The sequence below is a fragment of the Candidatus Hydrogenedentota bacterium genome, assembly GCA_018005585.1.
GTDB lineage: Bacteria > Hydrogenedentota > Hydrogenedentia > Hydrogenedentales > JAGMZX01 > JAGMZX01.
Window position 1 is genome coordinate 27889 of sequence record JAGMZX010000037.1, and the last position, 14418, is coordinate 42306.

At 62.0% G+C, this 14418-nt stretch carries 11 protein-coding genes and 1 other RNA gene; 3 read left to right on the forward strand and 9 right to left on the reverse strand.

Annotation, left to right across the window (positions count from 1 at the left end; genetic code table 11):
• On the reverse strand, positions 1 to 1119 hold a 1119-nt coding region (locus tag KA184_08545), incomplete at its 3' end, for a glycosyltransferase family 39 protein (GenBank protein MBP8129619.1).
• A gap of 359 nt (positions 1120 to 1478) precedes the next feature.
• Between KA184_08545 and KA184_08550 the strand changes: the two genes are divergently transcribed.
• A complete protein-coding gene (locus KA184_08550) occupies positions 1479 to 3287 on the forward strand; it encodes a homoserine O-acetyltransferase (protein ID MBP8129620.1) in 1809 nt (602 codons plus the stop codon).
• A gap of 95 nt (positions 3288 to 3382) precedes the next feature.
• Here KA184_08550 and KA184_08555 read toward each other — a convergent pair whose 3' ends face one another.
• Positions 3383 to 5305: an ABC-F family ATP-binding cassette domain-containing protein gene (locus tag KA184_08555; protein MBP8129621.1), complete on the reverse strand. Its 1923-nt coding sequence runs from the start codon at positions 5303 to 5305 to the stop codon at positions 3383 to 3385.
• A 135-nt stretch (positions 5306 to 5440) separates the two neighbouring features.
• On the opposite strand from KA184_08555, the gene KA184_08560 reads away from it, so the two are divergent.
• Positions 5441 to 5677 (forward strand): CDGSH iron-sulfur domain-containing protein, encoded by a 237-nt coding sequence (locus KA184_08560; protein ID MBP8129622.1) that lies wholly within the window; start codon positions 5441 to 5443, stop codon positions 5675 to 5677.
• Between the two features lie 80 nt (positions 5678 to 5757).
• Here the strand turns inward: KA184_08560 and KA184_08565 are convergent, their stop codons facing one another.
• The 6 genes from KA184_08565 to ssrS form a co-directional block, all read right to left on the reverse strand.
• Positions 5758 to 8574 carry a hypothetical protein gene (locus KA184_08565; protein ID MBP8129623.1) on the reverse strand — a complete coding sequence of 939 codons (2817 nt, stop codon included), beginning with the start codon at positions 8572 to 8574 and terminating at the stop codon, positions 5758 to 5760.
• 6 nt (positions 8575 to 8580) lie between these two features.
• Positions 8581 to 9177 (reverse strand): hypothetical protein, encoded by a 597-nt coding sequence (locus KA184_08570; protein ID MBP8129624.1) that lies wholly within the window; start codon positions 9175 to 9177, stop codon positions 8581 to 8583.
• Positions 9158 to 9751, reverse strand: a complete 594-nt coding sequence (pilO, locus tag KA184_08575; protein ID MBP8129625.1) for a type 4a pilus biogenesis protein PilO — start codon at positions 9749 to 9751, stop codon at positions 9158 to 9160. Before pilO ends, KA184_08570 begins: the two co-directional genes overlap by 20 nt.
• Positions 9751 to 10425, reverse strand: a complete 675-nt coding sequence (locus KA184_08580; GenBank protein ID MBP8129626.1) for a hypothetical protein — start codon at positions 10423 to 10425, stop codon at positions 9751 to 9753. Before KA184_08580 ends, pilO begins: the two co-directional genes overlap by 1 nt.
• Positions 10422 to 11624 (reverse strand): type IV pilus assembly protein PilM, encoded by a 1203-nt coding sequence (gene pilM, locus KA184_08585; protein ID MBP8129627.1) that lies wholly within the window; start codon positions 11622 to 11624, stop codon positions 10422 to 10424. The genes KA184_08580 and pilM overlap by 4 nt, the downstream gene beginning before the upstream one ends.
• A 460-nt stretch (positions 11625 to 12084) precedes the next feature.
• A non-coding RNA gene (gene ssrS / locus KA184_08590) (6S RNA) lies at positions 12085 to 12265 on the reverse strand.
• Positions 12266 to 12993: 728 nt separating this feature from the next.
• On the opposite strand from ssrS, the gene KA184_08595 reads away from it, so the two are divergent.
• Positions 12994 to 13581, forward strand: a complete 588-nt coding sequence (locus KA184_08595) for a hypothetical protein (GenBank protein ID MBP8129628.1) — start codon at positions 12994 to 12996, stop codon at positions 13579 to 13581.
• 36 nt (positions 13582 to 13617) lie between these two features.
• On the opposite strand, the gene KA184_08600 is transcribed toward KA184_08595, so the two are convergent.
• A partial coding sequence (locus tag KA184_08600; protein ID MBP8129629.1) for a hypothetical protein occupies positions 13618 to 14418 on the reverse strand: 801 nt, incomplete at its 5' end.

Below are 14418 nucleotides of genomic sequence, written 5' to 3' on the forward strand. Positions count from 1 at the left end.
GCGCGGATATGCGTGCAGGGCCAGCGCGTTCACGGCCAGCAGCGCCAACAGCAGCAGCGCCTGAAAGACACGCCGCCGCACCAGCACGGCCGTTCCCCCGGCGAGAACGAAGAACGGGATCGCCCCGTACAGCACATATCTCGAGGAATGGCACGCATAAGCCAGCGCGGAAAACAGGAACAGCGCCGCACTCGGCGCCAGCAGCCAAGTCCAGAGGAAACACGACCGGTCCAGGATATCGGATTTTTCCGCATGCGCAGATGCCGTTCGCCAATGCCATGCGGTAAGAAACAGATTCAGCGCCAGCACGCCCGCATAGAACCGCCATACGATGCTCCCCACATTTATGCCGCCTATCGCCGGGAGGTCGCGAAACCGCGGCACGCCCGCGCCCCCAAACTGCAGCAGGTCGCCCAACGGTTGCAGATAGCTGTGGACGATCCCGTGTCGCCACGCCGCCGCCACCTCGAGGCCTGCACGGTCGATTGAACGCACCCACAGCGCGAGCAACAACAGGCTGGGCACATGCGCCAAGACCCACCAGACCACACGCATCGGCCGGCGATTGCGCCAGGCATCCACGGCGAGGTAGCACCCCTGCGCCAACGGGAGCAGCACCGTGAAAAGATGCGTCCACATCAGCGCCACGTTGGCGGCAACGCTCACGAGCCACCCTGCCCGGCCTCCATGCGCGGCGCGCCAGAGACTCAGCGCCGATATCAGGGCCAGCGCGAGAATCAGCGCATAGGGCCGCACTTCCTGCGCGTAGTACGTCTGGGTAAGCGATACCGAGAACAGGCCTGCCGCCGTCAGCCCGCCCAGCGTCCCGTAGAATACACGCGCGAGCACGAACAACAGCGGGATGCACGCCACTCCCAGCGCCACCGACAGCAACCGCATGGCGACCAAGGAACCACCGGTCATGCGAGCCCATCCGTATTCCAGGGTGAAATACAGCGGTGTCATCGGCGGGTCGGAAATACGCTCGCGCCGCAGGAATTCGGACAGCGTGGGCGCGTCCAGATGCTGCAAGCTCGCAACCTCGTCCGAATAGGCCGATTCCCGGTCAAGTCCCCACAGACGCAACCCGGCGCCCAGCGCCACAAGGGCGGCCAACACGGCAAGAACTGCTAAACGCTGAACTCCCGGCGTTTCACCCATTTCAGTGTCCCCTGCACGCTTCCTGTGCCCATCATTCTATACAAATGCGCCGCGCCAATCCCCCCACGCCGCAACGGTCACGCCAGCTTGGATTCACATTCCAAGTGTAACGGGGAGGGAGGAGCCTGTTCCGTCGGAGCCTTGGCCCGCCACGCCCGCTAATGGTATGATCCTGAGTGGCACAGGTGTAGCGCGCCGTTCCCAGGTTGAGAACGGCGCGGCGTTTTTCACGCGCGACCACAGGGCGCCGCACCGGAGTTTTGCGCGGCCGCTGCGCATATCAGCGCTGCTGATCAGAGAATAGAGGGAAATTCCGGATGCCGGAAAAGTCTTCCGTAGGCATAGTCGAGACTCAGTACTTCACCTTCGCGGAACCGCCCAATGAGATGGTTCTTGAAGGAGGGCAGAAGCTCGGACCGATCACGCTTGCCTACGAGACGTACGGCCAACTGAACGCGGAGCGCACCAACGCGGTCCTTATTGTCCATGCGCTATCGGGCGACGCCCACGTTGCGGGCATTCACCGCGCAGACGACCGCAAGACCGGCTGGTGGGACGCGATGGTCGGCCCAGGCAAAGGCTTCGATACAAACAAATACTTCGTGATCTGCTCGAACGTGGTCGGCGGATGCATGGGGTCGACAGGGCCGTCCTCGGTCAACCCCGCCACCGGCGAGCCCTATGGCCTGAGTTTCCCCATCATCACGGTCGGCGACATGGTCCAAGCGCAGCGTGAGTTGGTCCGCCATCTGGGCATCGAGCGGCTGCTGTGCGTTGCAGGCGGGTCCCTGGGCGGCATGCAGTCGCTCGAATGGGCCACACGCTACCCCGAGATGGTGCGCAGCACCATCCCCATCGCAACGACCCATTTCAGCGGCGCGCAGCAGATTGCCTTCGACGCCGTGGGCCGCAACGCCATCATGGGCGACCCCAAATTCCGCAATGGCGGCTACTACGACGCCGAGATGCCCGCGCAGGGGCTCTCGATTGCGCGGATGCTCGCCCACATCACCTATCTGTCCGACGCGTCGATGCGCACGAAGTTCGGCAGGCGCCTGCGTCATCGCGACCGGCTCAGCTACGATTTTCAGAGCGAATTCTCCGTCGAGACGTACCTCGACTACCAGGGCGAACAATTCGTGAACCGGTTCGACCCGAACACGTACCTGTACATCACGAAGGCCATGGACTACTTCGACATCGCGGCCCGGTACGGCAGCCTCGACGAGGCCATGAGGCGGGTTCAGAGCCGCATGCTGATACTGTCCTTCTCTTCCGACTGGCTATATCCGCCCTACCAGTCGGAAGAAATTGTCTACGCCCTCGCGCGACAGGAGAAGGATGTCTCGTACTGCTGCGTCCAAACCGACGCCGGCCATGACGCGTTCCTGCTCGAATTCGAAGTGCTCGCCAAACTCGTCGCGGGCTTTCTCGAAAACACCCTGCATCCGGAGAAGGCGGGAGCGCCCGTTCTTGATGAAACGTCCGAAACCGACCTCGGGCCGCCCCCGGCGGCGGCGTCCAACATCTACGAAGGACACCGCGTCGACTACGAGATGATCTGCAATCTGGTCGACGAGGGCAGCCGTGTCCTCGACATCGGCTGCGGCGACGGGGCGCTGCTCTGCGATCTTATGAGAAAGAAACAGGTGAAGGGCGTGGGTATCGAGTTGATCCAGGGCAACGTCATTTCCTGCGTGCGGCGCGGCGTCTCGGTCATTCAGGCGGACATCGACGAGGGCCTCGGAGCGCTGCCCGACCACAGCTTCGACTGGGTCATCCTCAGCATGACGCTCCAGGTCATCGAGAAACCCGAACTCGTCATCCGCGAAATGCTGCGCATCGGGCGCAAGTGCATCATCAGTTTCCCCAACTTCTCGCACTGGAAGGTCCGGGCGAAAGCGTTCCTCAACGGGCGCGCGCCCGTCACGCGAAGCCTGCCCTACGCATGGTACGACTCGCCCAACCGGCACGTATTATCGATCCGCGATTTCCGCGTCTTCTGCGCCGAGCGCAACATCCGCATGGAGAAGGAAGTCGCGCTGAGCAACCGCGGCGTCTGGCGTTTTTGGCCGAACCTCCTTGCCGACGAGGCCCTGTGCGTCATCTCCGCCGGCGACACATGATACGGCCGTGACCGTCACGCGTGGCCACCGGAGTTCTCGCCATGCTCCCGCTTGCGCCTTGGCGTCTGTCCGCTTTCATCGGCGTTCGCCGCTTCTCAACTGCGGGACTCGAGATCTTCCCAGCGCGCATAGAGCGCATCAATACGGGCCTTGGCCGCGTCCATGGAGGCAAGCGTGCCGCGGATTTCCTCCGGGGCCCGCTGGTAGAAGGCCGGGTCGCCGAGCCGCGCCTGCAGTGCATGCAGTTCCGTCTCCGCGTCGAGAATCGCTGCTTCCATGCAGTCCAGTTCCTTCTTCTCGAGATAGGTCAGGCGCCGCGCGCCGGTTTGCGCGACGCGGACCGGTTCCGGCCGCTTTTCGCCCCGTTTCGGTGTGGTTTCCGCGTTTTTTCGCTCGCAATAGAGCAGGTAATCGTCATAATTGCCCGTGATGTGAACGATATGGCCGCCGGGTTCGAACAGGAGCAGGTGCGTGCAGACGCGGTTCAAAAAATACCGGTCATGGCTGACGATGAGCGCACAGCCGTCAAAGTCGAGGATGGCCTCCTCCAGAACGCGCAGCGTATACAGGTCCAGGTCGTTCGTGGGCTCGTCGAGGACAAGAAAGTTGCCGCCGCGCAGCAGTTTTCGCGCGAGGTCGAGCCTGTTCCGCTCGCCGCCGGACAGGTTGCCCATCGGCACATCGACGGCCGCCTTGTCAAAGAGGAACTTCTCAAGGTACGCAGGGACATAGATGCGCCGCGACCCGACATCCCAATAGCGCTGTCCGTCCGACACAAACTGCAGCACGGAATGCGCAGGGTTGACCTCTTCGTGTGTCTGGTCCACATACAGGAATTCCGTGGTGTCGCCGCGGATAACCTGTCCCTTCCGCGCTTCTTCCAAGCCCATCAGCACGCGCAGCAACGTTGTCTTGCCGCAGCCGTTTTCGCCGATGACGCCAATGCGCATGCCGTACTGCAAGATGAGGTTGAAGTCCCGGAACAACACGGTGTCCCCGTAGCCGTGCGCCACGTTGCGGGCGACCAGTATGGTCTTGCTCAAGCGCGCCGGCGCGGGGATCTCAAAGGCGAATTCGCGATGCCGGGCAGCCGGCCCCTGTTGCTGGAGTACCTCGCAGCGCTGTATGCGCGCCTTTTGCTTCGTCGTACGCGCCTGCGCGCCGCGGCGCATCCAGGCAAGTTCGTTGCGCAGCAGGGTGCGGCGGTTCCGCTCTGTATTCTCGCGCACCTCCTCCACACCCGCCTTGTATTCAAGAAAATCCGCATATGCCCCCGGGAATGAAAGCAGGCGCCCGAACTCGATTTCGACGATGCGCGTGACTATGCGGTCCAGGAAATAGCGGTCGTGCGTAACCAGCACGCAGGTGCCCGCGTATTCTTCAAGAAACCGCTCAATCCAGGCGGCACTTGCCGTGTCGATGTGATTCGTCGGCTCGTCGAGCAGCAGCACGTCCGGATGCGACAGTAGCCGGGTGGCCAAGTCGACGCGCCGCATCTCGCCGCCAGACAAGTCGCCGACACGCCGTTCCGGCGCGGGCATGCGCAAGGCCTGGGAAATGCGCTTCAGATCGATCCCGGGGTGCCACGCGCCGGCGATGTCCAGGGCATGGTGAAGGCGTTCGCTCTGCGTTTCGAGCTCCCGGTAGCGGACAGTGCCCGGAGGCGTATGCGCAATCTCTTCGGCCAGCGCGCGGTACGCGTTGTGGACCTGGCGCAGTTCCGCGTGCGCGCATTCAAGCGCTTCGCCGACGCGCATATCGCGTGGTAATGCGCAAGCCTGCGACAAGAGGGCGACACGAAGGCCCTGCATGCGCGTGACCACGCCCGTGTCCGGTTCCTCCAGGCCGGCCATCAGACGCAGCAGCGTGGACTTCCCGCTCCCGTTACGCCCGATAAGGCCAATCCGGTCGCCTTCGTGCAGGGTAAAGGAAACGTGGTCGAGCACGGGCTGCGCGCCAAAGCTCTTGACGACCTCTTGCAGGCTGAGCACGGCGGGAGTCGGGGCCTTTGTTGCCATTACGCGTTGTTTTCCATAAACCGGGGGGGTCTTGCCAGACGGTCCAAGTCCGCAGTACGATACAGCACGCGGCGTGGCGGCGCAAAGGCGGACGCCGGTGGGAACCTTACGCGGAATTACCAAGGAGAAGTAGTCATGTCCAAACCGGAGATTGCAGGACGCAGGCCGATGGTGCTCGACTTGGCGCCGGGCGAATACTGGTGGTGCGCCTGCGGGCGATCGGGCAATCAGCCGTGGTGCGACGGGTCGCACGCAGGAACGGACTTCCATCCGGTCAAGATCGTCCTGGAAGAGGAGAAGCGGTGCGCCCTTTGCCTGTGCAAACACACCAAGAATGCGCCACACTGCGACGGCACGCACAAAACACTCTGAACGCATCTTTTTTCGAAGAAAAGCCTACCCCCGGACTCCCGCTCCGGGGGTAGGAAGAGCATGCTGTCCCGCCGTTTCGCTCAGTCGCTACGGCGCACTTTCCACAGCGGGTCGCGCATTTCGCCGGGATGGAAGGCATCGTGGACGAGCGCCCGCTGCGCATCCGGCGTCATGGGCATGTCCACGCCCTGGTTGAATTTTTCTCCCTCATACGGGGTCAGCTCGGGCATCTCATCCGGCAGCACATTGCAGTTCAGGAAGATGAGCAATTCATTGACGCGCTCCGTGCGCACGTTCGAGCGGAACAGGACATTGAGGCCCGGAATGTCGCCGAGGATCGGGAGCTTTCGGACCGTGGTATCGTTGTCGTTCTTGCGCAGACCGGCAATGAACACGGTCTGCCCGTTCTTCACGCGCAGTGTTGTCTCCACTTCCCGCTTGTCTTCAATCGGCACGCCGTTGAACTCGCCGATCGTGCCGCTTTCCTTGCCGCTGATTTCGACGAGGACGTGGTCGTCGTGCGTGACGCGCGGCGTCACTTCGAGCGTGGTGCCCACCTCTTTGAATTCCGTGTTGGTCTGCGAGCCGCCCAAGTCGGTCTGCACCAGCTCAATATACGGGATTTCCTGCGCGATGATGATACGCGCCGGCTTGTTCTCGACCGTCACCACCGTCGGATTCGACAGCAGCGACCCGTTCTGATTCCGCACCTCGGCCTGAATCAAGCCGCGCAGGTCGATGTCGCCGGAGAGTATGCCGAACGTAAGCGCGCCCGCGGGCGTATCGGAAAACCGCATGTTGGAGTCCAGGGCCAATCTCTGCAGGTTGCCAACAAAGCGGTCCGTGCCCAGCGCAGCGTCGCGGCGGCTTTGGCGTTTCACCGCGCTCAGCAGCCAGTCTACGCCGGTCGAGGCGTCATCGTTCAGTACGGCATCGACAACCATGGAATTAATGGCAACCTGCCGCACGGGCTTGTCCAGTTCGAGGAGCAGCGCGCGCACCTGTTCGACGACCGCGGGCACATCCGTGACAACGAGATAGCTCGCGCGCGAATCGGCGGACACCTCGCCCACTTCTTTCGTGAGCATGGTCTTCACAAGTTCCTGCAACTGCGCCGCGTCCGCGTAGTTCAGCTTAATCGCTTCCGTGACCGTCGGCAGTACGGGCTCGGCCACGTCCAGCTGATGGGCGAGGCTCACCAGTTCACTGACGCGAGCCTCGGGCCCCGAGATGACGACCACGTTTGTCTTTTCATTCGAGGAGATGCTCACAAGCCGCTGGTCCGCCGCGCCGACAAGCACTTCGTCAAGCACCTTCTGCACTTCTGCAACGTCCGCTTTTTCCAGCGTGACAAGCATGGTCGTGCGTTTCGCCGCGGCCGCTTCCGCATACGGCACGATGCGATAGATGCCCTCTTCCTCGATCATGCCCAATCCATTGATGCGCAGCACCGTCTGCATGGCCTGACGCAAGGGCACGTCCTTCAGGCTGAGCGTGACCGTCCCGGCCAGGTCGGTGCCGGCAATTACGTTGATTTCAGCCATGGACGCGAGGATGGCTACGACGTTAGCCATCTCCATATCCCGGAAATCAAGGTTCACAGGCATGTCCAGGGGATTCCCCTGATACTTGGGCCGGGCAGGCACGACGGGCATCGGCGCCGGTTCCGGCAGGGGCTCGAGCGCGCCGGGCAGCATCTGGGAGTCCGCCTGTTCCTCAATCTGCCGAAGCCGTTCGCTCAGTTCCGTATTTGCGGCGGTGGTGTCTGGCACATCCTCACGCGCAGGCGGGGGCAGCGGCTCCGCCGCCGCTTCGGCTGTTTCCGGCGTTACCGCTTGCTCTTCCGGCGCGGGCGCGCTGCCCGTATCCGCGGTCGGTTCCGCCTCAACCGGCGCTTCGACCGCGGCTTCCGCCGGGGGCGTTTCCTCAGGTTGCGCGGCCCCGCGCCGCAGCAGGTCGGCACGGCTTGGCGCGGATTCCACGGCATCCGCGGCTTCCACCGTCTCTACGGCCCCCTCGTCCACGGCGGCGGCCAAGGCAGGAGTACCCAACCGCAAATTGGGCCGTACGGCGGCCACGGCGCGCATGTCTTCTCCAAGCGACGGAGCCTGACGCCGCGAGGCCAGTTCAAACGCCGGCGCGTTCTGACGCTGCCGTTCCTGGGTATCCGGTGCCACCGTCTCGGGCACGGGTTGTTGGGCAGTCTCGGTGTTCGTCTCGGGCGCCGGGGCATCCACAGCGGCTTCCGTTCCGGCGGCAGGCGCGGCAGGACCAAGTTCCTGGAGCGCGCGCAAATCGGCGCCCAGCGGCGGCAGGTCCGAGGCAGGAGCGGCATGCGTGGCGCCCCCCGCGAAGGTGACCTCCGCCAAGAGCAGGCGCTGCGCTGCTTCGGCGGCTTCTTGCTTGCCGTAAACCTGGAGACGCGCGTCGCCCTGCTCAATGAACAGGCTCATGGGCATCGTCAGGTCGATGACGACGCGCGAAATGAGCTGCGGTTCGAGGGTGTACAGGCTGGTTCGCACAGCCTCGATAACGGAAGGCGCGTCCGGCCGAAGCACCTCGCCCGAATGGAGGTTTACCACGTTGATCAGGTCGAGCACGATCCTTTTGCCGCCATCCACGGTGAAGGCGTCACAGGCCGGGTCGCCGGAAACCCTCATGCGCAGGACGGGCGCGTCCTGTTCCTGCGTCAGGGCGATGTCCGTCAGCGCATCGGCAGACACGGCGGCCCTCAGCAGCCGGGCCAGGTCTTCCCCGGCCGGGTGCCGCGCCAACGCGGCGCGGACGACCTCCGCCTTGCGCGATTCCAGCGTCGCCGCATCGTCGCCGGCCCACACGGGCAACACGGCGGCGACGAGCACGCACGCCGGCAACAATTTGCATCGGAAGAAGGACATGGCGCGCTACTCCTTCAATGGAACCGGAATCCGCTTGTCTTCAAAACCAAAGATCACCTTGTCTCGCTCAATCGAATCGACCCATACCCCATTGGGGTACCGGTAGCCGGGATAGACCACCTCGTCATCCACGACCGCATAGCGAGATTGATCGTTGCCAATAATCCCCGTAACTTTCTTGTCCTGCAAATCCACATAAGTACCCGAACCGGACAATACAGGCATGCCTTCGGCAAACCTGCTGCTGCCCTCGCGAATCAGCGGCTCCATAGGGTCCCGCCCTGGATTCTCGGGATACCGGAACTGTACGCGCTGGATGCGCGCAATAAGACTATCCAGAGCCGCGGGGTCCAGCGGCTCGTACAGGGCCGCGGCAGCCGTGCCGCTGCCGGCAGGTTCCGCGCCCGTCCGGGCTCTGGCGGGCTGTGCCGGCCGGGTTTGACCGGTTACCGGGGCAGCGGCAGTGGCCGCCGCGCCGGGCTGCTCACCGCCGGTCTCGGGCGTCGTACCGCCGGCGAATCCAAACTGGTACACGAGTACGCCCACCAGCGCGACACCGGCCACTGCCAGGAAGATAATCTGTTTACGGTTTTGCTCGTTCACTGGTCGCCGCCGTTTCGGATTCCGGCTCGATGAAGCGGAAGGTGCTCACTACGAACTTCGCCTCACTGACGCCGGCTTCCACGTATTTGATGTCGATGTCGTCAACGCGCACATACCGCTCATAGCACTCGAGGTCATTGATGAAGCGCAGGATCTTGTGAAACTCGCCGCGCGCCGTGACGGTGTACGGCGAAGTCTCTTTGAAAGCGTCTTTCTTCGGATTGCCGGGTTTGAAACTGATGGCGAGGTCATGAGCTTCGCTGATGCTCTCGAGCGTCTGCAGAAAGCTGAGAAACTCTCGTTCGTCGGGAAGCCGCAGCCGCAATTGCTCGCTGAGAGCACCGGTATAACGCTCCAGCGCGCGCAATTCGTCGATATTCGCGGCGTTGCGCTGCGCCTCCGCCAATTCTGCCGATTTCGTCTTGATATCCGTCTGAAGAGACTCCAGCTGCTGCTGTTGTTTCTGATACACGAAGAACACGAAAAGCAGCGCCAGCACGATAATGACCGCGAACACACCGGCAACAAAAAACCAGTCACGACGCGTCACTGTGCCTTTGAAGAAATCGAGCATCAGGCGCCACCTCCCGCATTAATGCCGAAATCCATCGTGAATCGGCGCACGGGGAACCCGTTAAACTCCGTATCTTCGAAGCGCGGGTTCTTCTGGGGGAATACGGCCGCGAATTGCGCGTCGGAGCGGGTATTGTTCAGGAGCGGATTGACGTTGATGCGCATGCTTTCGTCAGCCTTGACATAGCCGGACAGGTGCAGCCGGTGCTCATTCGTCCTGATGATTTCGACTTTCGGCCGGTTGGTCTTGGGGTCCATCACCGGTTCCCGCGTCTTTTCATCCACCACCACTACTTCGCGCTGGTCCATCTCCAGCGACACCCAGATGCGGTCATACCACACGTTTTCCGGGGTCAGCGTAACCAAGCGGTCCAGTTGCTCGGACCAGACAATGCGGTCCTTGAGAATTTCCTCGATGACATCCACTTTCGCCTGAAGCTTCTTCTCCTCCTCCTTCAGGCGCAAGTAGTCCTCGCGAATGGCCGCCAGCTTCTTCAAGTCACTCTCGATGTTCGCCATGCGGTCCTGCTCGTCGACAATCCGGCCGCGCATCATCATGAAGACATAACCCATGGCGGCTATCGCCAGGACCAGGACTAACAGACTGGCAAGATACGGCAGCGGCGTCCGTTTCACGGGCCGCAGATGTTCGGGCAGCAGATTGACGCGAATCATAGGTCTGCCATTCCTCGAGCGGCCAAGCCGATGGCCACCATGAACTGCGCGGGCCGGCCCCGCAACGGGGCAACCGCGCGGTCATCGCCAAGCAAGAGCCCCGATGCCACCGGGTCCGCCACCTCGACGCTCTCGATATCCAGCTCATCCATCAAGGTCTCGCCCAGAATCGGAATATGCGCCACGCCACCACTCAAGATGAGGCGTGAGACCGGCTGCTCGTAAAGTTGGTGCTCATAATAGTCAAAAGAGCGGCGGATTTCCGAAACCATGCGGCCGAGCGGCGGGGCCAGCACCTCGCGCAGGTCCCGGGTCCGGTTCTCGGTTGCCAACGTGGTGATTTCCGGACCGGCGCCGCCCAATGGCTCTCCCAAGCCTTCCAGCTCGTCGTCCAGAGGCGCCAGGAGCGAACCAGAGCTGACCGGCGCGGGCCTTTCCGGCGTTTCGGCCGGCTGCGGGGCGGCGGGCGTTTCCCGGCCCGCCTGCTGCAAGGCTTTTTCGGCTTCTTCCGGCGAACAACGCCGGTCTTTGGCAATCGCCTGAATCAGCTCACGTGCGCCCCAGCTCACGTCCCGGATGAAATTGGAGACGCCATCCTTGACAAAATGGATGCTGGCCGAAGTGTGGCCGACATTGACCAGCGCAACGGTCTCATCGGGCCGCAGCATGCCGCAACACTCGGCGCCGTCGGCGAGCGCCAGCGAATCCACGGTCAACACGCCGTACTGAATTTCCGCCATCCGCGCAATCTGAGCGCGCGCTTCGACGATTTCGTGCTTCGCAGCTACCAGGAGCACCTTCAGCTGCTTCGTTTCGCCTTCCTGCAACTCGCCGAGCACGGTCGAATCCAGGTACACCTCCGACAAGTCATAGGGTATGCTCTGCCCGGCTTCGCGATGAATGACAGCGGATAGTTGGTCCCGCGGAGTGTCGGGAAGGCGCGGATAGCGGATGACGACCGTCTGGCCAGGCAGGGCGCCGACCAAGTGCGTACTGGAAGCAGACATCCCGGCGAGGGCATCCCGGACGGCGTTGGCCTGTGCGAGGGTCGCGTCATTGGCATAGACGGCGCGGTCCACCAGGGCATAGCCCGCCTCCTCCACGCAAAGCCTCCCCCCGGAGCGGGACATCAAGACCGCCTTGCAGGAGTGGTTGCCCACATCCACCCCGATGGCCTTTTTCGGCTTCGTGAACAACACGGCTTTGACGCTCCATCCCTTGGCGAGGTAGCGACCTCGATCACGCTCTAGAACAACCCCACGGACCCACGGGCTACCCGCACAGGCCGCAGGACATCGAAGCACGATCCCATCGCCTTCCATACCCTGTTTTTGATGAGGCTATCAAAAATCTGACTTTTTGTCAACACTTTATTACCTGGGTCGCGCTTCGCCTACCCAAGGCCCGTCCTCCTGCGGCATCCCGGCGCCCACATGGCGGAAGCTCTTGCCAAGCTTGTGCTAAGCGCGTACGCGACCGGCTGCCGGGCTTCCGTTGTATCAGCTGGCTGCCACATTTCGGCCCTCAGTAATTAGTTGACTTTGAAGAAGGCTTTGTTGACTTCAAGGCCGCTTTACATTTTACGTATATTTACGTTATTTGTCAACAGATAATTTTGCTGATAAGTAATCGAGCGGAACGCCAAGGCCCCGCTCGAAAACAAACCCCGCCTGTGCCGTTGAACGAGAAGCTTTATGTACCTGTGTCTCCAGGTGGGTATCCTCACGATAGCCATCCGACTTCCCCTCGTGAGGGCGTGCCGTAGGCTATGCAAATGTCGGACTCCCGGGTACGTATTAAGGTGAAAAGCTTCTGCGTCACTCGTACACCGCAGGGAAAGACTGATTCAACTCACGCGTCCCATGAGAAAGATCGTATCACCGGATTTGGCCCGCTGTCAATGATAATTGACGTTCGGGCCCCCGGATTCCGCTGGTTTCCAGGGCGGGAGACTTCTTTCGGAATCGGCGGAATGCGCACGCACGAGAAAGGAACGTCCCTTGTTGCAGCCGGTCAGCGTGTGCCTGGACGGGCGCTTGCGCTGTTCAGCCGTAGACTGTTGCGTGGATGGGGACATGGTTCCTGACATGGCGCATCCCGGGCGGCCGGAAAGCATTCCGGTCCGTCCTGGTCTGCTGTCCAATACAGGGTCTCCGGGCGTGAGATAAGGCGTACGGCCGCGAAGATTCCGGGCGGCAAAAAGAAAGCCACGAGGCGAGGCTTGGAGTGAAATGAAATGTGCGCGGGCATTGTTTTCTTATACGGCAATCCTATGGACCACTTGGGAATGCACCGATCGCAGGCGGATTGATATCGGGTCTGCTTTGGATTAGAATGATGAAACGTAAAAGCAGTAACGGGGGAAAGTTAATGTCTGTTGTTAGCGGGAGCAGTAAAAAGAAGCCTTCGCGCCGGGAAAGCGGCGCCGGTTCTTCCACACGCGACAGCAAGCAGGTATTTGCGTTGCCGCGGCGTCTGAGCAGCAGCGTTCGGAAATGCTGCGCATCCCCGTCGGCGGGTTGCGCTCACGAGGCCCAAGACATCCAGTATCTTTGGGCAAGTTTCAAAGTGGACGCCGAAAAAGGCCTTTCCGTAGACGGCTGGCTCAATGTGGTGGATGAGGCCGCTTCGCTGGGGCTCAATTTCATCGTGTTCACGCTGGAAGGCCCCTTGTCGGAGAATCCCGGCATCTGGCGCGTTTGTCATTGGGCACAAGATACGTACGGTATTACGGTCGGCATTCATGCCGATGCCCAGACCATCACACCGCAAGACATCGAGGCGTTCAAGCGGCTCGACCAGTCCAAGGCGCGGCTCTACGTGTTGCGCGAGCACCTCGACCTGGTCCGCCCGTTGATTCAGGAAGGCGTTCACATAGGCGCGGCCGACCCGCGGGGCGAAGGACGGGCCAACCCCCAGCCATGTTGCGACCTGCCGAACCGCATGATCTTCGTGGACCAGGGAGGCATGATGTATACGTGCAAGTACGTCGAGCACAACGACGCGTTCCGGCTGGGCCACGTCAGCGAGCAGCTTTTCCAGCAGATTGTGGGCGATCCCACCCTTCCCCGCACGGTTCCAGGCGACGTGCCTTATGTAAGCCATGGCTGCGATGGTTGCCCGCCGATTCTGAGGGACGAGGATATGCCCGTCTAGTTCAGGGAATCGTTTTCGAGGGACGCATTGCCCGATTCAGAGGTCGCCGCACACCTCCAAGCCCGCTCTGAGGTCCAGTCTCACGATGTGCCCGAGTTCTGGTTTGAGGTCCACGAACAGAGGAAACTGCGTGACGCGGTTGCCGTCAAAACCGGTCTGAAACCAGATAAAAGCGACGCCGGCGGGCACATCGCGCAGGAAATAGGCATGCCCCCGGAACTCCCGGAAGGTAAGCATGAAGTCCTTCTCCATCAGTTCCGGGAATGACTCGGCAAACCGCCTCGTGCTGTCGTACCAGAAACGGTCCCGGAACGGGGATGTCTCCTCTGGCGGGTCGTCGGCCAGCAGGAACTTGTGAAGTCTGGGCGCCCGGAGCTTGGCGTTGCCACAGCCCACAATCTGTGGGAACTCGGCTTGCGTCAACGGGATACCCTCAAAGAAGTCCCCCACCTTTGAGCCATCAGCGCAATGGACCATCAAGGCCATGCGGAACACGGCTGTCTCTTCGCCGCGGCGAGCATAGAAGTCATCATAGTAATCCAACGCCACCGCGCCGACTATCAAACTGGAATCGCGCAGTGCAGCCGGCCGGCCGGCATCAAGCCCCGCGCCGGATTCCCGCAGCAGGTCCTCGATGCCGCGAAAACCGGGGGCGCTCTGCACGGGATACGCCGGCGGCGCAGGATCGGGGGCACGGCTGTCTCCGCAGCCACTATCCAAGGCTGCTGTTGCCGCGAGCGCGGCAAGCGCAAGGAACGGCCGGATTGCCGGACGCAGCAGAAAAACCGTGCCAAGTGCGTTCATCTTCGTGCGGAACCCTCTATCCAAGGACTCCAG